The organism is Pseudoxanthomonas sp. PXM01, assembly GCF_014851815.1.
GTDB lineage: Bacteria > Pseudomonadota > Gammaproteobacteria > Xanthomonadales > Xanthomonadaceae > Pseudoxanthomonas_A.
Map to the genome: position 1 here is coordinate 836,901 of NZ_JACVAJ010000001.1, position 23,917 is coordinate 860,817.

Genomic DNA, 23,917 nt, shown 5'->3' on the forward strand with positions numbered 1-23,917 from the left:
ACATCGGAACGGACTTACTTGCTGTCCACCTGCAGCACCGCGAGGAAGGCCTCCTGCGGAATCTCCACGCGGCCCACCTGCTTCATCCGCTTCTTGCCCTCTTTCTGCTTCTCGAGGAGCTTCTTCTTGCGGGTGATGTCGCCACCATAGCACTTGGCCAACACGTTCTTGCGCATCGCCTTGACGGTGCTGCGCGCGATGATCTGCGAGCCGACGGCGGCCTGGATGGCCACGTCGAACATCTGCCGCGGGATCAGTTCGCGCATCTTCTCGGTGAGCTCGCGACCGCGCCGGTCGGCGTGGCTGCGGTGCACGATCAGGCTGAGCGCATCGACCTTGTCGCCGTTGATCAGCGTGTCCAGCCGCACGAACGGACCGGGCTGGAAACGCAGGAACGAGTAGTCCAGCGAGGCGTAGCCGCGGCTGACCGACTTCAGCTTGTCGAAGAAATCGAGCACCACTTCGGCCATCGGCAGTTCGTAGCTGATCTGCACCTGGCTGGCCAGGTACTGGATGCCGATCTGCACGCCGCGCTTTTCTTCGCACAGCTTGATGATGGAACCGATGTAGGCTTCCGGCGTCAGGATGTTGGCCCGGATGATGGGCTCGCGCACCTCTTCGATCAGGTTGGACTGCGGCAGTTTGGCCGGATTGTCCAGCGAAACCACCGTGCCATCGGTCTTGAGGACTTCATACACAACGGTCGGCGCGGTGGTGATCAGGTCCAGGTCGTACTCGCGCTCCAGACGCTCCTGCACGATCTCCATGTGCAGCATGCCGAGGAAGCCGCAGCGGAAGCCGAAGCCCATCGCCTCGGAGCTTTCCGGTTCGAAGCGCAGCGCGGCGTCGTTCAGGCGCAGCTTTTCCAGCGCCTCGCGCAGCGCCGGGTAGTCCTCGGCGTTGACCGGGAACAGGCCGGCGAACACGCGCGGCTGCATTTCCTGGAAGCCGGGCAGCGGACCCGGGGCCGGGTCGCCGGCCAGGGTCAGCGTGTCGCCGACCGGGGCGCCGTGGACGTCCTTGATCGAGGCGGTGATCCAGCCCACCTCGCCGGCGCCGAGCTTCTTCAGCTCCTTGCGCTTGGGGGTGAACACGCCGACCTTGTCCACTTCGTGGGTGCGGCCGGTGGACATCACCAGGATCTTGCTCTTCGGGCCGATCTCGCCCTGCATCACGCGCACCAGCGAGACCACGCCCAGGTAGTTGTCGAACCACGAGTCGATGATCAGCGCCTGCAGCTTGTCGGTGTCGCGCGGCTGCGGCGGCGGGATGCGCTGGACAATGGCTTCCAGCACCAGATCGACGTTGAGACCGGTCTTGGCGCTGACCGCCACGGCGTCGTCGGCATCGATGCCGATGACGGCCTCGATCTCGGCCTTGGCGCGGTCGGTGTCGGCGGTCGGCAAGTCGATCTTGTTCAGCACCGGCACCACTTCCAGACCCTGCTCCACCGCGGTGTAGCAGTTGGCGACGGACTGGGCTTCCACGCCCTGGGCGGCATCGACCACCAGCAGCGCGCCTTCGCAGGCAGCCAGCGAGCGGCTGACTTCATAGGAGAAGTCGACGTGACCCGGAGTGTCGATGAAGTTGAGCTGGTAGACCTGCCCGTCCTTCGCCTTGTACGGCAGGGACACGGACTGGGCCTTGATGGTGATGCCGCGCTCGCGCTCGATCGGGTTCGAGTCGAGCACCTGCGCTTCCATCTCACGGGCCTCGAGGCCACCACAGAGCTGGATGATGCGGTCGGCCAGGGTCGATTTGCCGTGGTCGACGTGCGCGATGATGGAGAAGTTGCGGATATTCCGCATGGAATCAGAAGACATGGGGGGCGGCGGCCTGTGCCGTCGTCAGGAATAACGGGCGATTATCGCACGGCCGGGGGCCCGACTCGCCCGCCCGGGCTTCCGAGAGGGCCGGAAACGACATCGCCCCGGCACAGCGGGGCGATGTCGGACGCGGAACGGGTGTGGATCAGCCCTTCTCGACGGTCACCGCCACAAAGCGGGTCACGCCCCGGCTGCGGACCAGCAGCATGACCGTGTCGCCGGGCTTGGCGCCCGCCAGTTCGCGGTCCAGCGCCGCGGGGCTGTTCACCTTGTTGCGGCCGACTTGCAGTATGACCATGCCCGGCGACAGGCCCGCCTCGCGTGCGGCGGCGCTCTCGACGCGACTGACCAGCACGCCGTCACCGGACTCCACCCCGAGCTGCTTGCGGCTGTTGGCATCCAACGCCTGGCTCTGGATACCCAGCGCATTGCGGCCTGCCGGGGCGGCGGGAGCCTCCGGTGCAGCCGGGGTACCACGTGCAACGCCCTCGCCTTCGTCCAGCTCGCTCAAGGTGACCGAGATGTCACGAGGCCTGCCGTCACGCAGCACGCTCAGCGTGACTTTTGTCCCCGGCGCCATGGCACCGATGATCGGCGGCAGGTCGCTGGAGTCGTTGATCGCACGGCCATTCACCGAGCGGATCACGTCACCCGGACCGACGCCGGCCTTGGCGGCGGGACTGCCGCTGACCACGTCGTTGACCAACGCGCCGCGGTTGTCCGGCAGATCGAAGCCCTTCATGACGTCCGCGGTGACTGCGCCTACCTGCACGCCCAGCTGCCCGCGACTCACTCGGCCGGTCGCCTTCAACTGGTCCACCGCACCCATCGCCAGGTCGATCGGGATGGCGAAGCTGATGCCCATGTAGCCGCCGGACACCGAGAAGATCTGCGAATTGATGCCGACCACTTCGCCGCGCGTGTTGAGCAACGGGCCGCCGGAGTTGCCCTGGTTGATCGCCACGTCGGTCTGGATGAACGGCACGTAGCGCTGCTCGGCCGACGCACTGCGGCCGACCGCGCTGACGATGCCGGCGGTGACCGAGTGATCCAGGCCCAGCGGCGAGCCGATCGCCACCACCCACTGGCCCGGCTTCAGCGTGGCCGAGTTGCCGATCCGCACGGTCGGCAGCCCCTTGGCCTCGACCTTCAGCAGGGCCACGTCGTACTGCTGGTCGCTGCCGACCACCTTGGCAGTCAGCTCGCGGCGGTCCGGAAGCGTCACCTTGACCTCATCCGCGCCGTCGACGACGTGGTGGTTGGTCAGCACGTAACCGTCGGCCGAAATGATGAAACCCGAGCCCATCGACGTGCCGCGGCGCTGCGGCCCCTGCTGGCCCGGACCCGGCATCTGGAAACCGGGCGGCAGCATGCGGCGGAAGATCTCGGGAATGTCAGCCTCCTCGCTCGCCTGCGCACTGCGCCGCGAACCGACCGTCGCCTCGACGTTGACCACGCCCGGACCCACCTGCTCCACCAGCTGGGTGAAGTCGGGAAGACCCGTGACCAGTTGCGGTGCGGCGGACTGCGCCACCGCAGGCGTCGCGGACGCGGCAGGCGCTGGCGCTTCGGCCTGCTGGGCGCAGGCGGCCAGCGGCATGGTGAGCATCAACAGGGCCAACAGGTTGTGACGGGCGTGTGGGGTCATCGAATGCATGCCTCGATAGGAAGTGAACCAGGGTGTCGCGCGCGTCCGGCACCAGACCGGACGCGCGGAATATCAGTCGCGCGGGGCGTCGACGGGAGCCGCGGCCGGCGCACTGGCGGGCAGGCGGGGCTCGAAGGGATAGAACGTCCGGGCAGCAGAATCCGAGCTGTAACCCGTGACCAGGCCGCCACTGGCCGACGGATAGGCCGACAGCGCGGAGCGCGGCCAGGGACGGGAGGCCACGGCATTGGCTTCCGGGGCACGATGCGAGAACGGATTGGATGCCGCATGCACAGGCGCAGAGGTCGTCGTTGTGGCAACCGCTTCCAATGGCGCACCCTGCGTGGTGCCATTCGCGCGCACCGGGGCTTCCGCCCGCGCCACCCGCTGCGCGCTGCGCGCGGCCTGCTGGCTGCGCGTCGCACTGCGGCGCGCGCTGTCCTGTCGCCGCGGCACGGTCGCCGCGACGGCCACCGCAGCTGCCGCGTACGCTTCTGCGTCGGGAGCCGGACCGGAGGGGGATTCCGGAAGCATCGCAGGCAACGTGGCCTGTGCCGACGCGACCTGCGTGTCGTCGCTCACCGGGACATCCTGCGGAGACTGCTGGCGCGCCATGAACAACGCCACCAGCGCAACGGAAGCGGCCAGCGCACCGCCGCCCCAGCGTGCCAACAGGTTGCGCGGACGCACCGTCTGCGCCTGCGGCGCCGCTAGGGTGTTGGACGTGGATTCGGCCGCGATCGCCTGCGCCACGCGCTCGGCGAAACCGGCAGGCGCCGGCGCACGGCCCTGGCCGCGCAGCACATCGCCGCATAGCTGCCAACGCTCCCAGCAACCGGCCAGTTCGTGGTCGTGCTGCAAGCGGCGCAGCAGGAAACGGGCCTCGTCAGCCGGCAGGTCGCCGTCCATCAGGGCGGACAGCTGCTGGCGGTGGTGGATGTCGAGCTTGTCGATGGTCGGTGTCTCGTTGCGGGCGGTCATGAGCGGGCGCGCTCCCGGGTTGTACTGTCCACGTCCAGCAGGGGACGCAGTTGTTCGTCGATCGCTTCGCGCGCCCGGAAGATGCGGGAACGCACGGTGCCGATCGGGCAGTCCATCTTCTGCGCGATCTCCTCATAGCTGAGGCCATCGACCTCGCGCAGGGTGATCGCGGTCCGCAGTTCTTCCGGCAGACCGTCCACCGCTTTCATCACCGTCGCCTCCATCTCCTGGCGCATCAGTTCGCGCTCGGGGGTGTCGGTGTCGCGCAGCCGCGTGCCGATGTCGTACTGCTCGGCGTCGGCGGCATCCACGTCCGCGGTGGGCGGGCGACGGTTGTGCGCGACCAGGTGGTTCTTGGCGGTATTCACGGCGATGCGGTGCAGCCACGTATAGAACTGGGAATCGCCCCGGAAATTTCCCAGCGCGCGGTATGCGCGCAGAAAGGTCTCCTGGGCCACGTCCTGGCACTCGCTCCAGTCATGGATGTAACGCCCGATCAGCGCCACCACGCGATGCTGGTACTTGCGCACCAGCAGATCGAAGGCCGCGCTGTCGCCGCGTTGCACGCGCCTGACCAGCTCGAGGTCCAGCTCCTGGGTTGGATCTACTTCGGCCATGCCGCGCCGCACTCCTGTCGGCTCGGCGTTGGCCGGGCCCTGTGACCGCGCTAGCGGAGGAAAGTTCAACGCCTTGTCCAAACCGTTGCCCTATCAAGAATTTAACCGGAGCAGCGGGACCATCCCCCTGCCGCCGGTCACGCCCGAGACGACGTTCCCTGGGATATGTGGATTTGACGGGGATGAAACAACCTCGGGATGATAGCGGCCTTCTCCATACGTGAACGGATGGTCTCCTGCATGGCCACGAACTTCGATGGGCTGCGATTCAGTCACTGGCAGACCGAGTTGCGTGACGACGGCATCGTCGTGCTCGCCTTCGACCGACAGGGCGCCAGCGTCAATGCGTTCTCCCAGGACGTACTGATCGAACTGGCCGCCATCATCGAACGCCTGGCCATCGATCCGCCGAAGGGCGTGGTGCTGCGCTCGGCCAAGACCAGCGGTTTTATTGCCGGCGCCGACCTGAAGGAGTTCCAGGAGTTCGACCGCAAGGGCACCGTCAACGACGCCATCCGTCGTGGCCAGGCGGTGTTCCAGAAACTGGCGGAACTGCCCTGCCCCACGGTCTCCGCCATCCACGGCTTCTGCATGGGCGGCGGCACCGAGATTTCCCTGGCTTGCGACTACCGCGTCGCCAGCAGCGACCCGTCCACCCGCATCGGCCTGCCCGAAGTGAAGCTGGGCATCTTCCCGGGCTGGGGTGGCAGCGCGCGCCTGCCGCGCCTGGTCGGCTCGCCGAAGGCGATGGACATGATGCTCACCGGTCGCACGCTGTCGGCCAGTTCGGCCAAGGCGATGGGGCTGGTCGACAAGATCGCCGAGCCGGCGGTGCTGGTCGATGCCGCCGTCGCGCTGATCGGTTCGCGTCCGCCGCGTCCGTTCAAGCAGCGCTTCACCGGCTGGCTCAGCAACAGCTGGCTGGCGCGGCAGATCCTTGCGCCGCAGATGACTAAGCAGGTCGCGCGCAAGGCACCGAAGGCGCACTACCCCGCGCCTTACGCCCTCATCAACGTCTGGAAGACCGCTGGCGGCAAGGGCATCCAGGGCCGTCTGGATGCCGAACGCAAGGCGGTGGTGAAACTCGCCGGCACGCCGACCGCGCGCAACCTGATCCGCATTTTCTTCCTGACCGAGCGCCTGAAGGGCCTCGGTGGCAAGGACCACGGCATCGCCAACGTGCATGTCGTTGGCGCCGGCGTGATGGGGGGCGACATCGCCGCGTGGTCCGCCTACAAGGGCTTCAACGTCACCCTGCAGGACCGGGAGCAGCGCTTCATCGACGGCGCCCTGTCGCGCGCGCAGGAACTGTTCGCCAAAAAGGTGAAGGACGAGAGCAAGCGTCCCGCCGTGGCCGCGCGCCTGAAAGGCGACCTTGCCGGCGACGGCGTGCCGCAGGCCGATCTGGTGATTGAGGCGATCATCGAGAACCCGGACGCCAAGCGCGATCTGTACCAGACCGTCGAGCCGCGCCTGAAGCCCGATGCGCTGCTGACCACCAACACCTCGTCGATCCCGCTGACCGAACTGCGCGAACACATCCAGCGTCCGGCACAGTTCGCCGGCCTGCACTACTTCAACCCGGTCGCGCTGATGCCGCTGGTGGAAATCGTCCAGCACGATGCGCTGGACGATGCCAACGTCAAGCGCCTGGCTGCCTTCTGCAAGGCGCTGGACAAGTTCCCGGTGCCGGTCGCCGGCACGCCGGGCTTCCTGGTCAATCGCGTGCTGTTTCCGTACATGCTGGAAGCGGCCACCGCGTATGCCGAAGGCATCCCCGGCCCGGTGATCGACAAGGCGGCGGTGAAGTTCGGTATGCCGATGGGCCCGATCGAGCTGATCGACACCGTCGGCCTGGACGTCGCACAAGGCGTCGGCGCAGAACTGTCGCCGTTCCTCGGCCTGACGCTGCCCGCGGCGCTCGCCACGGTGGAACCCGGCAAGCGCGGCAAGAAGGACGGCCAGGGCCTGTACAAGTGGGAGAACGGCAAGCCGGTGAAGCCGCAGGTGCCGTCCGACTACAAGGCGCCGGACGACCTGGAAGACCGCCTGATCCTGCCGCTGCTCAACGAAGCCGTCGCCTGCCTGCACGATGGCGTGGTCGCCGACAGCGACCTGCTGGATGCCGGCGTGATCTTCGGCACCGGCTTCGCCCCGTTCCGCGGCGGTCCGATCGAACACGTCAAGGCCGTCGGCCCCGACGCGTTGCTGGAAAAACTCAAGGCGCTGCAGGCGCGTCACGGCGACCGCTTCGCCCCGCGTCCGGGCTGGGACAACCCGGTGCTGCGCCAACCGACGGTGTGACCTGCCGCCGGGCGGTTACAGGCGTGACGCCGACAGGGTGATGTCGGCGTTGCGCCACGCCGCGGCGAACTGCCGCTCCGCGTCCGTGGCCTCGCGCGTCTTCTGCTGGGCCTCGAGGCTCCGTGCCAGGCCATACAGCGACCAGCCGTTGCCGGGGTTGCGCTTCAGTTCCTCGCGGTAGACCTGTTCGGCGTCGCCCGCGCGCCCTGCCGCCAGCAGGATGGCGCCTAGCGAGTGGCGGACCGGCGCATGCCAGCCCGGCGGCTCGTCGTACGGAATGCCGTCTTCGATCTTTACCGCTTCGCGCAGGGCTGCGATCGCCGCCTCGTGGTCGCCGCGCGCAGACGCGAGTTCCGCCGTGACGGTGCGCTCGGCGATCTTCGCCGCGTGCGTGAGCGGATACCGGTCCCACACCATCAACGTGTCCATCTTCGGATCGGCGGCGATCGGCCGCAGGGCCGCCAGGTGGCGTTCGGCGTCATCGAGCCGGGACTGGCGGATCGCCGCCATGCCCTGCGCGTAATGCCAGATCGCGGTGACGTAAGGGAGATCTTCGGCCGGGTTCTTGCCGGCGACGATCTCGTCCCAGCGACCGAACCGCACGCGCTCGAACCACGGCGTCATCCAGTAGTGCTGCAGGCCGGCGAAGCCGGGCTGGCGCATCAGGTCCGGCAGGTCGGTACGCTCGGCGGTCTTGCGCGCAGCGTCGCGCGCCAGCGCGCCGCTGCCCTCCATGCTGGCGGCGAACCACAGGAAGTGGTGGTTGTGAGGCACATAGCCCAGCGGATACACACCCTGCGTATTGCCGCGACAGACAGCGAGATAGGCATCGTCGGCCTCGACTGCGCGCTGATTGGCGATCACCGCGTCATGCCAGCGCCCCACCCGCGCATAGATATGCGCCGGCATGTGGACCAGGTGGCCCGATCCGGGAATCAGCTCGCGCAACCGGTCCGCGGCCGCGGCACCGCGCTCGGGGGCCGCCGAGGCTTCGACAGCATGGACATACAGGTGCAGCGCGCCGGCGTGGTCCGGATGCCGCGCCATCACCGATTCCAGCACCGACACGATATCCGCCGTGTGGCCCTTGGGACGCAGGTCGGCGTCGTAGTAGTCCCACGGTTGCAGGTCCATCATCGCTTCGGCGTGCAGGACCGCGGCATCGGGATCCTCGGGCAATTGCCGCACCAGCGCACGTGTCGCTTCCGCGTAGGCTTCATCGAGCGCGCGACGGTTCTCCGGAGGCCGCTCCGCATACCGCGCCGACAGCGCGGTAATGAATGCCTGCTCGCGTGCCGTCGCCTTCGGCGCCAAGGTGCGCGCACGCTGGAGGCGTTGCCAGGCGTCCGCGTTGTCTGCCGGGTCCATCCCCGCGTTCACGTGCGGTCCCAGCACCAGCGACGCGCCCCACCAGCACATCGCGCACTCGGGATCGAGCTCGGTCGCTTTCAGGAACGACCGCTCCGCCGCGTCGTGGTTGAAGCCGTACGCCAGCATCAGCCCCTGGTCGAACCAGCGCTGCACTTCGGGATGTTTCGAGGTCACCGGGAAGCGGTAGTCGCCAAGACCCTCGAGCAGATGCGCGCCGACCAGTGCCATCTCCGGCGGAGAGACGGCCGCTTCGGCGGGTGCTGCAGGTTGCCTGCATCCGACGCAGGCGAGCGCCGCGATGCCGAGCGACAAGGCCGCAAGGTGCCGGATGCCCATGACGATCTCCCGGTGAGGACATCCCCGCCAACGCGGCGGTGCATGCGCAGCGGCCTACCGCCGGTCGGCGCTGCCGGCGTCAGTCGGCCGGCAGCGCCTGCGTCATCACCCAGTCGTCCTTGGGGTCGTCGCCGACGCGGAACACCGAACGGCCGACGATCTGGAAGCCGTGCTTGCGGTAGAAGCGGATCGCCTGTTCCGACTCCTGCCAGACGTTGAGCCACACCGAGCGCGAATGGCGCAGCCGCGCCGCCGCCAGCAGGTGGGTCACCAGCAGCGCCGCGATCCCCTTGCCGTGGAAGGCGGCGTCCAGGTAGATGCGACCCAGTTCCACCGCCGGCCGCAACGTCACCTCCGCCGGCGCCACGGTGCCCCAGCGCAGCTGCGCGAAGCCGGCCCAGGCGCCGTCCTGTTCGACGATCAGCGTCAGCGTGTCGGGGTCGCGGATCTCCTGCGCCTGCCGCGCCGGCGTGTAGACCTGGTCGAGAAAGGTGGCTACGTTCCCGGGCGTGCTGCAGTGGCCGTTGGCCGCCACGAAGGTGCGGCGCATCAGGTCGGACAGGGCGGCCGCCTCGGACAGGCGGGCGGGACGGATCGTGGTGCCGGAATTCATGCGGAAGTCGAGGAGGCTGGTCTGCTTTTCACACACAACGCAACGCGCGCCGTGCGCAGGTCAGCCACCCGCTCAGCGTGAGATGAGCCGGACGGCTCAGCGGCGCATGAACACCTCCGGCGGCGCCCGCACCGGACTGCGATCAGCGGCTACGTCGCCCCGCACCCCGAGTTGCGCGGAGAAATCGGAGAGCCTCGCCCATACATAAGGCTGCAGGTCATCGGGCGCAGGGTCGTACACCTGTCGCCACAGCGCGTCCATGAACACGTGCGGGTCTTCACGCAGCGCTCCGTGTTCGATTCGCTGTCCCGCGGCGGCCAGGACGGCCCGGATGTCGGCCAAGGAGTCCATGGAACGAGCCTAAGCCGCGCACATGCCCGATGTATGACATCGCGCAGGGATTTCCGACGGCCGGTCCATTTCTGTGAATCCCGTTACGGATGGAGGCCGGCAACGCCCGGCAGCCCATCCACCTACACGTGTGAATGCCGCGCTGCGCCAGCCTCGCACGCCCGTTCATCCCGTTCACTGCGGCAGCGCCGCCTGCCCTGTTCCAAGAAACAGCCACAACATCGCGCGTCGGTAGCTTTCGCCGATCGTGGCCGCGTGGGTGCCGTCCTGCAGCGTCAGCAACGTGACCTGCCACGGGGCGTGCGACGACGGCGCGCTCCAGTGCGTCGTCCAGTCGCGGGCGATGCGCTGGCGCTCCACGGTGTCGCGTGTACCGCTGGCGACCGCCACGCGCAGGTCCGTACGTGCGTGCGACCGTGGGGGAACGAACAACTGCTCGCGTGCCGGCCCCGGCGACGGATTGCTGGCGATGCGTCCCCAGAACAGGTCGGGATCCTGCACTGCGGACCACAGCACGAAATAGCCCGCGCGCGACTGCCCGACCAGCACGCGCCGCTGCGGATCCGCCGCATAACGCCGCTCGACCTCCGGCACCACCTGTCCGCGCAGGAAGGCGAGGAAGCCCGGCGCCCCGCCCTGCCCGGCGGCGGCGTCGCTGCCCGGCGCGGTGAAATCGATGTGGCGCTTGTTGATGGCCGGGTCGAAACCGCCATAGGCGATGCCGACGATGATCGCTTCCGGCAGGTGCTCGTCGTAGTGCAGGAACAGATGCGTCGGCGCCAGCAGCGGGAACAGGCTGTCGCCGTCCAGCACGTACACCACCGGATAACGCGTGGCGGCCGTCGCGTCGTAGCCCTCGGGATAGCGCACGTAGAGATGGTGCACGCGGCCGGAGCGGCGGTCGGTCAGGGGGAAGTAATCGCCCTTCAATGCCGGCAGATATTCCAGGGAAGCGGCACCTTCGTCCTTCTGGGCGTCGGGTGACTGCGCCGTCGCCGGCATCGTCGCCGTAACCAGCAGCCAGGCGAGCAAGAGGGTCGTGCAGCGCATCATGCGGCGTCTCCTTGACTGAACGTTGCCCTGCCGTTCGGCCACGGCTTCACGAGGGCATGATCGAGGGCATCTTAAGGTCGAACGCATCACCGGACCGCGTGATGCGAGGAAGAAGATGACGACGATCAGACTGCGGGCCACCGGCGCGAGCACCGGCTTCGATGCCCTGATGGCAGCGCTGGAAGGAGTCGACGGTGTGGAACGCGTGGAGGAACTGGCGGACCTGATGCCCCACATGGACGACGACGACTCCAGCTCGGCCGGATTGCCGGACGATATCGGCGCCAGCGATGTGCACGCGCTGGAGATCGAGGTCGCCTCGCCCTACGCCGATACGGTGCGCGCCACCGCCGACGATGTCGGCGCACGCTACGGGCTGGTGCTCGAGTACGTCGACGATTTCTGAGCCGCCTTGGCCGGCCTCCACTACACCTCCGATGTGATGCCCGGCCTGCGCCGCCAGCGCCACGGGCGCGGCTTCGCCTACCGCGATGTACGCGGGCGCAGCGTGCGGGATGCCGCCACGCTGGCGCGCATCCGGCAACTCGCCATCCCGCCGGCCTATACCGACGTCTGGATCTGCGCCGATGCGCGCGGCCATCTGCAGGCCACCGGCCGCGACGCGCGGGGCCGCAAGCAGTACCGCTACCACGCGGCCTGGCAGGCGGAACGGGGGGCACGCAAATACGATCGCCTGATCGCGTTCGCCGAAGCGCTGCCGAGGCTGCGCCGCCAGGTGCGTGCCGATCTCGCCTTGCCCGGCTTTCCACGACAGAAGGTGGTGGCGCTGGTCGTCGCCCTTCTCGGGCATACCCTCCTGCGCGTCGGCAACGCCAGCTATCAGAAAGAAAACGGCTCGTACGGACTCACCACGTTGCGCAACGTGCATGCGCACTTCGTCGCTACCGGCGAGGTGCGCTTCGCGTTCCGCGGCAAGGGAGGCAAGCCCCTGGAATCCCGCGTCAGCGACGCGCGGCTGGTCAAGCTCGTGCGCCAGTGCCGGCAGCTCCCCGGGCAGGCCCTGTTCCAGTACCGCGAACAGGGCAAGGTGCAGCGCATCACGTCCGGCGACGTCAACGACTACCTGCAGGCGCAGTTGCGGGGACCGTACACCGCCAAGGATTTCCGCACGCTGGGTGCCACGCTTTTCGCGTTCCGCATGCTTGCCGCCATTCCTCCGCCGGCCGGCGGCGACGCGCCATCATCGCAGGTGCGGCAGGCCGTCCTGCGTGGCGCCGCAGACCTGCTGGGCAACACCCCGCGCATCTGCGAGAAGAACTACGTGGATCCGCGTGTCTTCACGGGATGGGAAGCCGGCCAGCTCCAGCGCGCCGCACGCCATGCCAGCGGTCCGCGCCAGTGGGAAACCGCCGCGATCCGCTTCCTGCGGCGCGCGCAGCGTGGCTAAGCCGGCCATTGCGGAGAGCGTCGGAGCGGCCGCCGAGTAGCTGGCGCAATCTCGAGGCGCCCGCACCATCCTTCATTGCGCCAGATAGAAGTCCATCGGAATCAGCTCGACCGCCCATCCCCCCGCTTCGCCCAGCGTGGCCGCAGGATGCAGGGACGCGATGCGCAAGGCCTCCTCCGGATCGTCCGCCTCGATGATGAACAGGCCACCCACCACTTCCTTCGACTCGGTATAGGGCCCATCGCTGACCTGCGTCCTGCCGTTGCGCGGGCGGAGCGTTCTCCAACCCTCCAGGTCGCCCAGCGATGCCGCCACCAGCACCTTGCCGGTCGCGCGCATCTTCTCGTCGAGCGCTGGACATTGACTGACCAGCGCCTCGACGTCGTCCGGGCTCATCGCAGCGAACTTCTCGGGGGTGAAATAGGCGAGACCGAGATACTTCATCGGGGTTCCTTGGGTTGGGTGTGCATTGACGACGAGGCGGGCGGCGGGAAATCGACAGGCTCTGTGTCGAGGGCCGCTGCCGATGATGCCCGCGATCCGTCGGCGAACCGCATCCAATGGCAGAACGCGCTGACCAGGCCGGCATACCCGTGTCGCGTCGGCGCGGGCAAGACGTGCCTTCGCGGCATTCACGCCGTGCGGTATGGCGCGACACCGTGGCGGTCGTGGACGGCCATACCGGTGGGTCTGAACGGCGATACCAACCGGTATTGCACGACATGACGCGGCTGTTCGATGCCCTTATTGCCTCGCATCGCCGTGCATACCCTCGCCTATGAACCGGGATACGACTGGCATCGTCCGGCGATACCAGTGCACATGACGGACGATACCGATCGGTATGACGTGGCATATGCACGAGCATGACGCGACACATTGCCGCGCATGGGTCGCCACACCACGCCTCATGTCGCGCCGCATCCGGTGGTATCACCGCTCGCATGGGTGGACATCGCGCACTACGTGCGCCGGCGGCGGGCGTGACGTGCAACGCCGACGCTCGGCAGGCCGCCGGGCATCGCCATCGGCACGCCGTTGTTGCCGCCCCCTGTTGGCTGCATAGCAAGGGCAACGTGCGCCCCTTGGACCGGCATCGCCACTGCGCTGTCGCTGCAGAGTCAAATGATATCAATTATCATTTGCATATTCTGACCCCGAGGACTCACCCCCATGGCCCGTGCGCCACGCCTTGCCCCAGCCCGTCGTACCTCCCTGGCGATCCATGTGTCGCTGCTGCTCGCCGCACCGGCAGCATGGGCGCAGACCCAGGACGTCAACGCCGCGACCGAACTGGACAAGGTGGTCGTGGTCGGCGCGATGACGGACATGGAGCTGGATCGCCAGGCCATCGAACGCACCCAGGCTGCGACGCTGGCCGACCTGTTCCGCGCGGTGCCGTCGGTGCAGGTGGGCGGCGGCGTGGGCATCGCGCAGAAGATCTACGTGCGCGGCCTCGAAGACTCCATGCTCAACGTCACCGTCGACGGCGCCCCGCAGCGCGGCACGCTGTTCCACCACGTCGGCCGCGTGTCGATCGAACCCGAACTGCTGGAGAGTGTCGACGTGCAGGCCGGCGCCGGTGAAGCGACCTCCGGCTTCGGCGCCATCGGTGGCGCGATCCGTTTCCGCACGCGCGATGCGACCGATCTGCTGCAGGACGGCGAGAATGCCGGCGGCATCATCAAGGCCGGCTGGGCCAGCAACGATGGCTACCGTGTCAGCACCACCGGCTTCGGTCGCCTGCACGGCGATATCGGCGTACTCGCCTCGTTCGTGCACGTGGACAGCGACGACTACCAGGATGGGGACGGCCGCACGCTGCGCGGCACCGGCGCTCGCCAGCGCCTGGGCTTCGTGAAGGTCGGTGGCGACATCAACGAGACGCAACGCTTCACCGCGAGTTATGAAGTGCGCCGCGAGGACGGCGAGTTCGGCCAGCGTCCGAACTGGCCGGTGCGGGACGGCGACCGCCTCTTCCCGGTGGAAGGCGAGCGCCGCACCGGCGTACTGAACTACGGCCACGCCGTGTCCGACGCGCTGGACCTGGAGGCGACGGCGTACTCGACCAAGACCGAATTCACCCAGGACCGCTACGACCGCTGGGGCCTGTATGGCGCCGACATCGACACCTGGGGCTTCGACCTGCGCGGTACGTGGCGCAGCGAGGCGCATCGACTGGTGTTCGGTGTGGAACATCGCGACGACCAGGTCGCCAGCCGTTACCTCGCCCCTGCCGCACAGTGGCAGCCATGGGCATGGGACCCGGCGATCGGCCGCTTCGTGGAGTCCGGCCAGGTGTGGGGCGTCTACGTGCAGGACCAGTGGCAGGCCACCGATGCGCTGCTGCTCAGCGCCGGTGCGCGCTACGACGCCTACGACGTGGACCTGGACACCTACGGCGGCGGCACCGACAGCGACCACGTCAGCTTCAACGCCGGCGGCAGCTACCGCATCAGCGATGCGTGGACCTTCAACCTCTCCTACGCGGAAGCGTTCCGCGGCAAGGAGATCGGCGATGCGTTCACGCTGGAGCAGCGCCCCGGCCGCCTGACGCTGGCACCCGGCCTGCAGCCGGAGACGGTGGACAACGCCGAGATCGGCCTGCAGTACGACAACGGCGGCTTCAGTGCGTCGGCCGTCTACTACCGCATGACCATCGACGACGTGATCCTCGACCAGCTGGGCAGTGGCCCGGCGCCGCAGGGCGCGACCTACTACGAGAACGTCGGCCGCTTCCGCTCCGACGGCGTGGAGCTGCGCGCCGGCTACCGCAGCGGCGCGTTCGGCATCGACGGCTACTACAACCGCTACGACTCCAAGCTCAACGGCCACCGCATCGAAGGCTACGAGCACATCGCGCTGGGCAACTCGATGGGCGACAACTGGAACCTGACCCTGCGCTACGACCCCAGCACGCGCTTCGGCGTGCAGGCCAGCGTGACCCGCGTGGAAGACTTGGACAACATCGAGGTGCTGTTCCGCGAAGCCGAGCTGGGCTGGATCGACGGCACGCGCCGCGTCGACAAGCCGGGCTACACGGTAGTGGACGTGTTCGCGCACTGGCAGCCGTTCGCCTCACAGCGGTTCGACCTGTCGTTCGGCGTCTACAACCTGTTCGACCGCACCTACCGTTCGCACGCCAGCGTGGCCGACTACATCGGCATTCCGGACTACGAGATCGTGTCCGGCCTCAACGAGCCGGGCCGCAACGTGCGCCTCAGCGCGTCGTACCGCTTCTGAGCACCACCGTGCCGCGCTTGCCGGAGGCCCGCGCGCAGCGCTGGCGTCCGGCGCTGCGCGTGTGGCACCGCTGGTTCGGGCTGGGCGCGACGGTGTGGCTGATGTTGCTGTCGCTCAGCGGCTGCGTCATCGCGTACTACGACGAACTGGATACCTGGCTCAATCCGGACCTGCGGCGCATCGAGGCGACCCACGCGATACCGGCGCGCGACATCCCGCTGGCGCACGCACTGGAACAGGCCCGTCTCGCCCTGCCCGGCTTCGAACCGCGGCAGGTGCATCTGCCCGAGGCGGGCGGCACGCTCTGGATGCTCGGCCGTGCCGATGGGGTATCGATGCAGCTGTTCGCCGATCCGCGCGACGGCCGCGTGCTGGGCTGGCGCGAGAGCGGCAAGCTGGCGCTGGACCGTCGCCACGTGATGGACGTGTTCTATGGCCTGCACGTTGACCTGCTGCTGGGCGAGTGGATGACGACGCTGCTCGGCTTCGTGTCGCTGCTGTGGCTGATCGACCATGTGTTCTCGGTGGTGCTGGCCGTGCCGCGCCTGGCGCGCTGGCGCGAAGCCTTCCTGCTCGGTGGCGTGCCCTGCAGCGGGCGGCGCCGCTTCGACTGGCATCGCGCACCGGCGATGTGGGCACTCCCGCTCACGCTGGTGCTGGCGTTGACAGGCGTGACGCTGGCGTGGCCGGATGCCAGCCGCGATGCGGTGCGGTGGCTGGGTCCGGTAAGCGAACGGCTGGACGACGACCTGCCGGACCGCGAGCCAGCGAGCTCCACCATCAGCGTGGACCATGCCATCACGCTCGCCGCCGGCGGCTCCCCTGTGCACAGCGTGCGCCTGCTGCCGCACAAGCAGGCCTTCGCCGTGCGCACCTACGACGACCGCGATGTCGACGACCAGGGCCGCCTGTGGACGTACGTGTCGATGGAAGACGGCCGCCTGCTCGGCCAGCGCCACGATGTCGGCGACAGTGCCGGCGATACCTTCTTCGCGTGGCAGTACGCACTGCATTCCGGGAAGGCGTTCGGCATCGCGGGGCAGACGCTGGTCTTCATCGGCGGCGTGGTGACGATCGCCTCGTGCACCACCGGCTTCGTGCTGTGGCGACGCCGCCGCCGATAGCGCATCGCATCCATTGATGCTGACGCGCAATATGCGACTGCATCGCATCGAAGATGACAGCCGTGTAACATACGCGCCGCCAGCGAGCGTGAGCCAGCGAAGCCTCACCCTCAGCTCACTGGAGATCCCTTGATGAAATGCACTGCACTCGCTGCAGCGATTGCGCTCGCCCTGAGTTTTTCCGCCCCTGCCCGCGCGCAGGCCGATGACACCTTGTGTGCCGATGCACTGGCGAAGGCGCGCGAGGCGTGTCGCGCCGACGACGATGCCGCGTGCATCACGCAGCGCGTGCCCGCCGGCTGCCCATCCCCGTCCGCCTTCGCCACGAACGCGCCCAGCGAACTCGAGCGCATCACCGTGGTCGGCACGCGCTTCGGCATCGACGTGCAGAAGTATCCCGGCTCGGCCTCGGTGCTGGTGCCGGAAGACTTGGACGACCATGTCGACATCATCCAGGCGCTGGCCAAGGTGCCTGGCGTGGATACCGGCAACGACAACGGCCGCGCGATCGGCCAGGGCTTCTCGATCCGCGGCTTCGGCCATGGCTCGGAGAGCCGCGTGATCCTGATGCAGGACGGCGTGCGCCGCTCGGCGAACCTGTTCGCCAACCAGGTGGCGGGCTTCAGCATGGACAGCGACCTGCTCAAGCAGGTCGACGTGGTGCGCGGCTCGTCCGGCATCACCTATGGCGGCGGCGCGATCGGTGGCGTGGTCGGCAGCACCACCAAGGATGCGACCGACTTCATCCTGCCGGGCCGCGACTGGGGCGTGGCGGCGAACTACCGCTTCGACTCCAACAACCAGTACCAGGCACATGCCGCGTTCGCCGCCGCGCCGCAGAACGGACGCTTCGAGCTGCTCGCGTTCGCCAAGTACGCCGAGCGCGGCGACCTGGAGCAGGTCGGTCGCATCACCGATGCCACCGGCACGCGCGACAACGTGGCCGACAACCACGAGGAGATCGACACCGTCTTTGTGAAGCTGGGCTGGAACATCGGCGATGGTCACAGCTGGCGCTGAGCCACTTCGATTACCGTATCGACGCGCGCACCGGCTGGAACAGCCTGTACCACGCCACCACCAGCCCGACCAACGGCGACGTGCTGGGCGAGCGCATCCAGAAGGACACGGTGCTGGCCTACACGCTGAACCCGGCGGGCAATCCGTGGCTGGACCTGACCGCGCGCGCCTACCGCACCGAAGGCTTCTACGAGCGAGGCTACGAGCGCGGCGTGGACCTGTACTACAAGAACCTGGACGAGCGCTGGGGCCTGAGCCTGCAGAACCTGATGCGGTTCGACACCGGCGCGGTGGGCCATCGCCTGCTGGTCGGCGCGGACTTCGAGAACCGCGAGGAGGACGGCATCTACCTCCTCAACGGCGTGCAGACCAGCTTCAACTCGATGTCGAACCGCTACCGCGACCTGGGCATCTTCCTGCAGCACGAGTCGCGCTGGTTCGACGATCGCCTGGCAGTGCAGCTCGGTGGCCGCTATGACCGCTTCGATCGCGAAGTGCAGAACGTGTCCGAGGACTACGACAACAACCGCTTCTCGCCGCGTGTCGGCGTGAGCTATGCGGTGACGGACGGCTTCACCCTGCTGGCGAACTATTCGGAGGCGTTCCGCGCGCCGACGCCGCACGAAACCTCCTCCGAAGGCCCGTTGAACATCTACTACTGGTATCAGCCGAATCCGGACCTGAAGTCGGAGACGTCGTCGGAGTACGAAGCGGGCTTCTCGTGGAGCCGGCGCGGCCTGCTGGCCGACAACGATCGCTTCGATACCAAGCTGATGTACTTCAATGGCCGCATCGACGACATGATCCGGCTGGTGGTCGACTACGGTTCGGTGTCGCCAGCCGACAGCGAGTACGTGCGCTACGAGAACGTCGATGGCGTGGACCGCGAGGGCTTCGAGCTGGAGATGTCGTACGACCGCGACCGTTGGGGCGGCTACTTCAGCTATGAATCGCTGGACATGACCGACGTGGCCACCGGTCGCAAGAGTCCGTCCGCCTTCGCCGACCGCGCCCGACTGGGCCTGCGCTGGCGGCCGTTGAACGACGACTTGACTGTGTCGGCCGACGTGACGCACTGGTTCAAGCCCGACCAGGATCCGGAGACACTGGTCTCCGGCGGTACGACGTACTGGTACGTGCGCGAGTCGTTCACCCAGACCAACGTGCAGATGCGCTGGCGGCCGACGACCTCGCATGTGCCGTTCCTGGACGGCAGCACGCAGTTCCTGGTCGGTATCAACAATGTGTTCAACCAGGAGCGCCTGACGGCTTCCAGCGTGGAAACCAGCACGCGCACCGGGTTGGGGCGCAATATCTACCTCAGCATCAGCAAGCAGTTCTGACGGCGTCGCCGGTTGTCGAAGCGGGTCCGCGGGCGATGCCTGCGGACCCGCGTTACCTCAGGCATCCTTGCCCGGATACGGACCGCGTACGACCTTGCCCTGCACGGTCTGCTCATCCTTCACCAGGTTGTACAACGGGCAGGTCGCCTCCACCGCCTGGCGAAGTCCGTCGATCTCGGATTCCGATGCCGGCGACTCGACGTCCACGTCATAAGTGATCTTCTGGTAACGCGACGGTGTGGTCACGCCTTTTCCGAAGCGCGGCGTGAGTTCGGCCGTGACGCGTAGCTCGATCTTGTCCAGCAGCACATTGCGGGTAGCCGCCTGCACTTCGAAGATATGCGTCAGGCACGTTCCGGTGACACCGATCAGATGCTCCTCCACTGTCGGCGCGATGCCGTAGCCGAGTAGGCCGGTGGCGCTGTCATGCAGTTGCGTGTGGTAGCCATCCTTGCCCAGGCGGGTATAGCGCAGGCCGGTATGCGGTTCTACGCGTGTATGCGCGATCAGCGTCTGTGGTGCCGGCGCCGACGCACCTGCGGCACGCGGCTGGGAACGCGCTTTCACGGCGGGTATTTTTTCCTCGGTGATGAAGTCGCGCAGGCCGGGCGGCAGTGCCGGATCGCGGGTGGCCGCACTGTGCGTGTAGTGCACGGTGGCATGGGTAACGTCCTGCGCCTTGGTGACCAGATTGATCGCCGAGGAACTGGCATGCACCGCGGCCCGGAGCTCTTCCAGCTTGGCGTCCGACGCGGGCGACTGGATATAGGCGGTGTAGCCGAGATTGTTCGGATAAGCCAACGTTTCCGTCTTGCGCTGGGGAACGCTGGTGAACACGACATCGAGCGAATCCAGCGGAATATCCTTCAGCGCGGCCTGCACCAGGTACTCGTCCGCCACGGCGCTGGACAGGGTACCTACCAGGGAATCCCACGAGCCTGCGCCCAGGTTGTAACCGGCGTAGCCGCGATCGCTATCGCTGATCCATTGGAACTGTCCGGTTTCGCCGATGCGCAGGCGACGAACGCCGGACCGGCTCTCGGCAGTGACTTTTCCATACAACGTCGTCGGTGCCACCTCCTGGCTCGACAGCGCGACGATGGCTGCCTTCTTTGCTGCCAGGTGCGAACGCAAGGCAGAGGCATCTGCGGCATCGGCGTAGGCGATCGCAACGAACGGCGCGGCGGCGACGAGCGATGCCAGCAGGATGCCTCGCTTGAGTGAAAGATAGAGTTGATTCGTCGCGGACATGTGGTGCGATTCCAGGCAGGTGGGAGGAGTGTCCATTCTTGCCCGCTGCAGGCGTATCGCGTCATGGCGAACAGGAATGGACTCATGCGCCACCGTCGACAGCGATATGCGTACAACCAGTTACACCACACGACAAACGTGACGCTGCATTTTCGTCTAGCCACCCATACAAAGATCCCGGCGAGGGTTCACCTCGCCGGGATCCGGGATACGCACAGGGTGCCGTCATCCACTCGTCAGGCTGACCCCCAGCGATCACATACGGGACATCTTGTCGAGATCAATGCAGGGAACCGCTGAAGGTCACGCCGATCCAGCGGGGAATGCCCGGCTTGTAGGAATTCCAGGTGAGCGGGATGCCGGTGTCCTGGTCGAAGACGTTCTTGGCGACCAGGCTGACGTCGAAGCGGCCATCCTGGCGACCCAGGCCGATGGAGAAGTCGGCTACGCCGAATCCGTCGGCACGGGCGTAGCGCGACAGCCGCGTGTCGGCGTAGTAGCTGCTCTGGAAGTTGTAGTTGAGGTTGGTGTGGAAGACCCAGTCGTTGCGCAGCGGGTACGAGAAATCAGCGAACAGGTTGCCGCTCACCCGCGGCGCGCCCGGCAACTGCTTGCCGCTGGCGTCGAAGTACGGTCCTGCCGGATTGCTGCCGCCCAGTTCGGCCGGCACCGGCGCCCGCGGGAACTCGACGTACTCCGCATCGGTGTAGGCGCCCGAGAAACGCAGCGTGGTGTACGGGATGCCGAAGTAGCCGACATCCAGTTCCAGGCCTTGCGTGCGCACCTTCGGCACGTTGCCGAGCGCCGCCAGGTAGGCCGGCTGGCCGTTGTTGTTCAACTGGGTCTGCACTTCGTCGTAGACGAAGGTGTTCTGCAGGTAGTCGTCGATGTCCTGCCGGAACAGCGTGCCGGCGATGGACAAGGTGTTGTCCAGCAGCAGCGACTTGAAGCCCAGCTCGAACGCTTGCGTGGTCTCGGCCTCCGCCGGCACCGACTTGCCGCCCAGGGCGGTGGCGCCGACGATCTGCGCGATGCCCGGCTTCTCGCCGTACTTGTAGGAGGCATAGACGGTCAGCGCATCGTTGACGCGGTAGCTGGTGCCCAGCGTGCCGTTGTAGAGGGTTTCGCCATAGTCCTCCGCGTCGGCCTGCTGGTAGAGCCCGCCGATGCGGGCGGCACGGATCGCCTTGGCGTCCGCCACCTGCTGCCGCTGCGCGGCGGTCAGGCCGGTGTAGGTCGCAACGCCGAAGTACTTCTGCGCGACGAAGTCGGCCAACGCAAGCTGCTGTGCGCTGTTCGTCGCGAGCAGCGCGCCTTGCGCGTTGTTGGCGAAGCCGTTGAGGGTGACGTTGTTGACCGACGCCGGGTTGAGCTCGGCCGCGTAGCCATCGGACAGGATGCCGTTGCTCGCCGCGGTTTCGCGCGTCTCGCGCCCGACACGCAGGCCCGCATTGAGGCTCCAGGCTTCGGTGGCCGCCCAGGTGAGATTGGAGAACAGCGCGGATGACTCGTTGAAGTAGCGCTCCCGGCGCTGGGTGACCAGCCCGTGCACGGAATTCAACAGCAGCAGTCGGCCGGCAGGATCGACCAAGTCGGGCTGACCGGCGGTGACGGGATCCAGCCGCCGGTACTGCGCATCGGTGGCGTAGTACGCACCGCCATCGGAGCCGTAGCGCTCGGTCTGCGTGTAGTACGGGAACTTGCCACGGAAGTAGTACAGGCCGGCCTGCAGGTCCACTTCATCGCTCACCTCCGCATCCAGGCGCAGCTCCTGACTGAGCTGTTCGTACTTGGTCTGGGTGCCGCGCGGTTCGCGCAGCCACTCGAAGCCTGTATGCGAGCCGGCGCCCTGCGAGAACTGGTAGTCGCGGTACCCGGTGATCGAGGTCAGTGACGTCCGATCGTCGAAGCGGTAGACCACATTGGCGGTGGCGCCGCGGGTTTCGTAGGTGTTGGGGTACTCGCCGATGGTGTTGACGCGCGGTGCGTAGTAATCGTCCAGGGTGTAGTCCGGCTTCTGCGCGAACCAGCGGCGTTGCAGCTTGCCGAACACGTCTTCAGCGTAGTTGACCGCACCCGGCAGGCCGGTAACGGGGTTGATCCAGTCGTAGGTGGCCGGAGTCTTCGAATTGAACCAGAAGCAGTTCTCGCAGATCTCGCGGCCTTCTGGCGTCAGGTCCAGCGACACGTTCGCTTCCAGCCTGTCGCTGGGCGTGAACAGGAACTGCGCGCGGACGCTGGTGCGATCGGTATTGCGCCATGTGAAGGTGCTGTCGTTGGCATTCTTGTAGGGGCCGTCGGCAGTCTCGCGGTTGACGGTAAGGCGATAGGCCAGGGTGTCGTCGATGATGCCCCCGCCGATGGCCGCCGTGGCGATGACGGTGTTGAGCTGGCCCAGCGTCAGCGTGGCACGGGCTTCGGGCGAGAAGCCCGGTTTGCGGGTGTTGATGGTGACGCGCCCGACATTCGACGCCTTGCCGCCGTCGACGCCGGCGGGACCGCGCGTCACTTCCACGTCTTCGATATCGAGGTAGTTGCTGAGCGCGGAAATGGAACTGATGCCGTGGCTGACGCCATCGACGGTGACGCCGACGCTGGGATCGAGCACGCCGGCGCCGGCGGCCCAGCCGACGCCGCGGATGAAGATCGAGGCGGTGTTCGGGTTCTGCCACGACGTGCGCACGTTGCCGACGCGGTTGACGATGTCGCGGAAGTTGTTGACGTGGAACTTCTCCAGTTCCTCGCCGGTGACCGCGGAGATCGAGTCCGGCACGTCCTTGATCTGGTCGCTCTTGACGATCACCGCATCGAGCAGTTGCGCATCGCCGACCTGCGCACCGACGGACTGCGACGGCGCCGTGGTCGGCGATGCGGCCGGCGCGGGCGCTGCTGTCGTGGTGGCCGATGCCGGTGCATCGGCAACGCCGAGCGCCTGCTTCAGGCGGGCGACTTCTTCCTTCAGCCGGAGGTTCTCGGCCTGCAACGCTTCCTGCGATTGCGCCCCGGCATGCGGTGCAGCGAGCAGTGCAGGCCCTGCGAGCGCGGCGGTGACGACGCGTGCGAGCAAGGTCTTGCGGAAGTGCGTGGGAGTGCGATGCACCGGACCGGCCTGGGCACGGGCGGCGCGCGGTATGCGGACGATCGACATCAAGTGCGCTCACTGTGTGACGTGGGACGCACATCGTAGGAAGCGTAAACCCGGCGTGAACAATCATCTCCGCGCATGTGGAGATAACCTGTTACCCGCATATCGAGATAACCGCTGCATATTCCATTAGGCAAGGAACCATGTTCCGGGCAGCTGCGACACGGACTCATGCTGGCGGCGCATGTGGTCATGACGCTTCGCCACTTCATGCGATCAGGCCACGGCGCTACATCTGGCATGCCCGCTCCAGCCGGCGCAATGCATCCTTGACCGGGAACGG

18 protein-coding genes are annotated in these 23,917 nt (G+C 67.2%); 7 read left to right on the forward strand and 11 right to left on the reverse strand.

Annotated features, from left to right (window positions below; translation table 11 throughout):
- Positions 1–14: 14 nt before the first annotated feature.
- From lepA to rpoE, 4 genes are all read right to left on the reverse strand, one after another.
- Positions 15–1,823: a translation elongation factor 4 gene (gene lepA, locus IB230_RS03830; protein ID WP_225589166.1), complete on the reverse strand. Its 1,809-nt coding sequence runs from the start codon at positions 1,821–1,823 to the stop codon at positions 15–17.
- A 148-nt stretch (positions 1,824–1,971) separates the two neighbouring features.
- On the reverse strand, positions 1,972–3,474 hold the full coding sequence (locus tag IB230_RS03835; RefSeq protein ID WP_192268894.1) for a DegQ family serine endoprotease: 1,503 nt from the start codon (positions 3,472–3,474) through the stop codon (positions 1,972–1,974).
- A gap of 72 nt (positions 3,475–3,546) precedes the next feature.
- Positions 3,547–4,455: a sigma-E factor negative regulatory protein gene (locus IB230_RS03840; RefSeq protein ID WP_192268896.1), complete on the reverse strand. Its 909-nt coding sequence runs from the start codon at positions 4,453–4,455 to the stop codon at positions 3,547–3,549.
- Positions 4,452–5,072 (reverse strand): RNA polymerase sigma factor RpoE, encoded by a 621-nt coding sequence (gene rpoE, locus IB230_RS03845; RefSeq protein WP_192268898.1) that lies wholly within the window; start codon positions 5,070–5,072, stop codon positions 4,452–4,454. The genes IB230_RS03840 and rpoE overlap by 4 nt, the downstream gene beginning before the upstream one ends.
- Positions 5,073–5,312: 240 nt before the next feature.
- On the opposite strand from rpoE, the gene IB230_RS03850 reads away from it, so the two are divergent.
- On the forward strand, positions 5,313–7,376 hold the full coding sequence (locus IB230_RS03850; protein ID WP_192268900.1) for a 3-hydroxyacyl-CoA dehydrogenase NAD-binding domain-containing protein: 2,064 nt from the start codon (positions 5,313–5,315) through the stop codon (positions 7,374–7,376).
- A gap of 15 nt (positions 7,377–7,391) precedes the next feature.
- Here IB230_RS03850 and IB230_RS03855 read toward each other — a convergent pair whose 3' ends face one another.
- From IB230_RS03855 to IB230_RS03870, 4 genes are all read right to left on the reverse strand, one after another.
- Positions 7,392–9,083 carry a hypothetical protein gene (locus IB230_RS03855; protein ID WP_192268902.1) on the reverse strand — a complete coding sequence of 564 codons (1,692 nt, stop codon included), beginning with the start codon at positions 9,081–9,083 and terminating at the stop codon, positions 7,392–7,394.
- Positions 9,084–9,162: 79 nt separating this feature from the next.
- Positions 9,163–9,696, reverse strand: coding sequence for a GNAT family N-acetyltransferase (locus tag IB230_RS03860; RefSeq protein ID WP_192268904.1), 534 nt, complete (start codon positions 9,694–9,696; stop codon positions 9,163–9,165).
- Positions 9,697–9,792: 96 nt separating this feature from the next.
- The gene (locus IB230_RS03865) at positions 9,793–10,047 is read right to left on the reverse strand and encodes a hypothetical protein (RefSeq protein ID WP_192268906.1); all 255 of its coding nucleotides are present in this window, start codon (positions 10,045–10,047) and stop codon (positions 9,793–9,795) included.
- A gap of 174 nt (positions 10,048–10,221) precedes the next feature.
- Positions 10,222–11,100: an alpha/beta hydrolase-fold protein gene (locus IB230_RS03870; protein ID WP_192268908.1), complete on the reverse strand. Its 879-nt coding sequence runs from the start codon at positions 11,098–11,100 to the stop codon at positions 10,222–10,224.
- A 115-nt stretch (positions 11,101–11,215) separates the two neighbouring features.
- Between IB230_RS03870 and IB230_RS03875 the strand changes: the two genes are divergently transcribed.
- Positions 11,216–11,506 carry a hypothetical protein gene (locus IB230_RS03875; protein WP_192268909.1) on the forward strand — a complete coding sequence of 97 codons (291 nt, stop codon included), beginning with the start codon at positions 11,216–11,218 and terminating at the stop codon, positions 11,504–11,506.
- A gap of 6 nt (positions 11,507–11,512) precedes the next feature.
- A complete protein-coding gene (locus tag IB230_RS03880; RefSeq protein ID WP_225589169.1) occupies positions 11,513–12,508 on the forward strand; it encodes a DNA topoisomerase IB in 996 nt (331 codons plus the stop codon).
- Between the two features lie 72 nt (positions 12,509–12,580).
- On the opposite strand, the gene IB230_RS03885 is transcribed toward IB230_RS03880, so the two are convergent.
- On the reverse strand, positions 12,581–12,952 hold the full coding sequence (locus tag IB230_RS03885) for a YciI family protein (protein ID WP_192268911.1): 372 nt from the start codon (positions 12,950–12,952) through the stop codon (positions 12,581–12,583).
- A gap of 729 nt (positions 12,953–13,681) precedes the next feature.
- Between IB230_RS03885 and IB230_RS03890 the strand changes: the two genes are divergently transcribed.
- From IB230_RS03890 to IB230_RS03905, 4 genes are all read left to right on the forward strand, one after another.
- Positions 13,682–15,751, forward strand: coding sequence for a TonB-dependent receptor (locus IB230_RS03890; RefSeq protein WP_192268913.1), 2,070 nt, complete (start codon positions 13,682–13,684; stop codon positions 15,749–15,751).
- 8 nt (positions 15,752–15,759) lie between these two features.
- The gene (locus IB230_RS03895; protein ID WP_343227250.1) at positions 15,760–16,875 is read left to right on the forward strand and encodes a PepSY-associated TM helix domain-containing protein; all 1,116 of its coding nucleotides are present in this window, start codon (positions 15,760–15,762) and stop codon (positions 16,873–16,875) included.
- Positions 16,876–17,007: 132 nt separating this feature from the next.
- On the forward strand, positions 17,008–17,895 hold the full coding sequence (locus IB230_RS03900) for a TonB-dependent receptor plug domain-containing protein (protein ID WP_192268915.1): 888 nt from the start codon (positions 17,008–17,010) through the stop codon (positions 17,893–17,895).
- A gap of 17 nt (positions 17,896–17,912) precedes the next feature.
- On the forward strand, positions 17,913–19,238 hold the full coding sequence (locus IB230_RS03905; RefSeq protein ID WP_343227284.1) for a TonB-dependent receptor: 1,326 nt from the start codon (positions 17,913–17,915) through the stop codon (positions 19,236–19,238).
- Between the two features lie 57 nt (positions 19,239–19,295).
- On the opposite strand, the gene IB230_RS03910 is transcribed toward IB230_RS03905, so the two are convergent.
- Entirely contained in the window at positions 19,296–20,489 is a 1,194-nt protein-coding gene (locus IB230_RS03910; RefSeq protein ID WP_192268917.1) for an OsmC family protein, read from the reverse strand.
- Between the two features lie 280 nt (positions 20,490–20,769).
- A complete protein-coding gene (locus IB230_RS03915; protein ID WP_192268919.1) occupies positions 20,770–23,637 on the reverse strand; it encodes a TonB-dependent receptor in 2,868 nt (955 codons plus the stop codon).
- Positions 23,638–23,917: the final 280 nt, after the last annotated feature.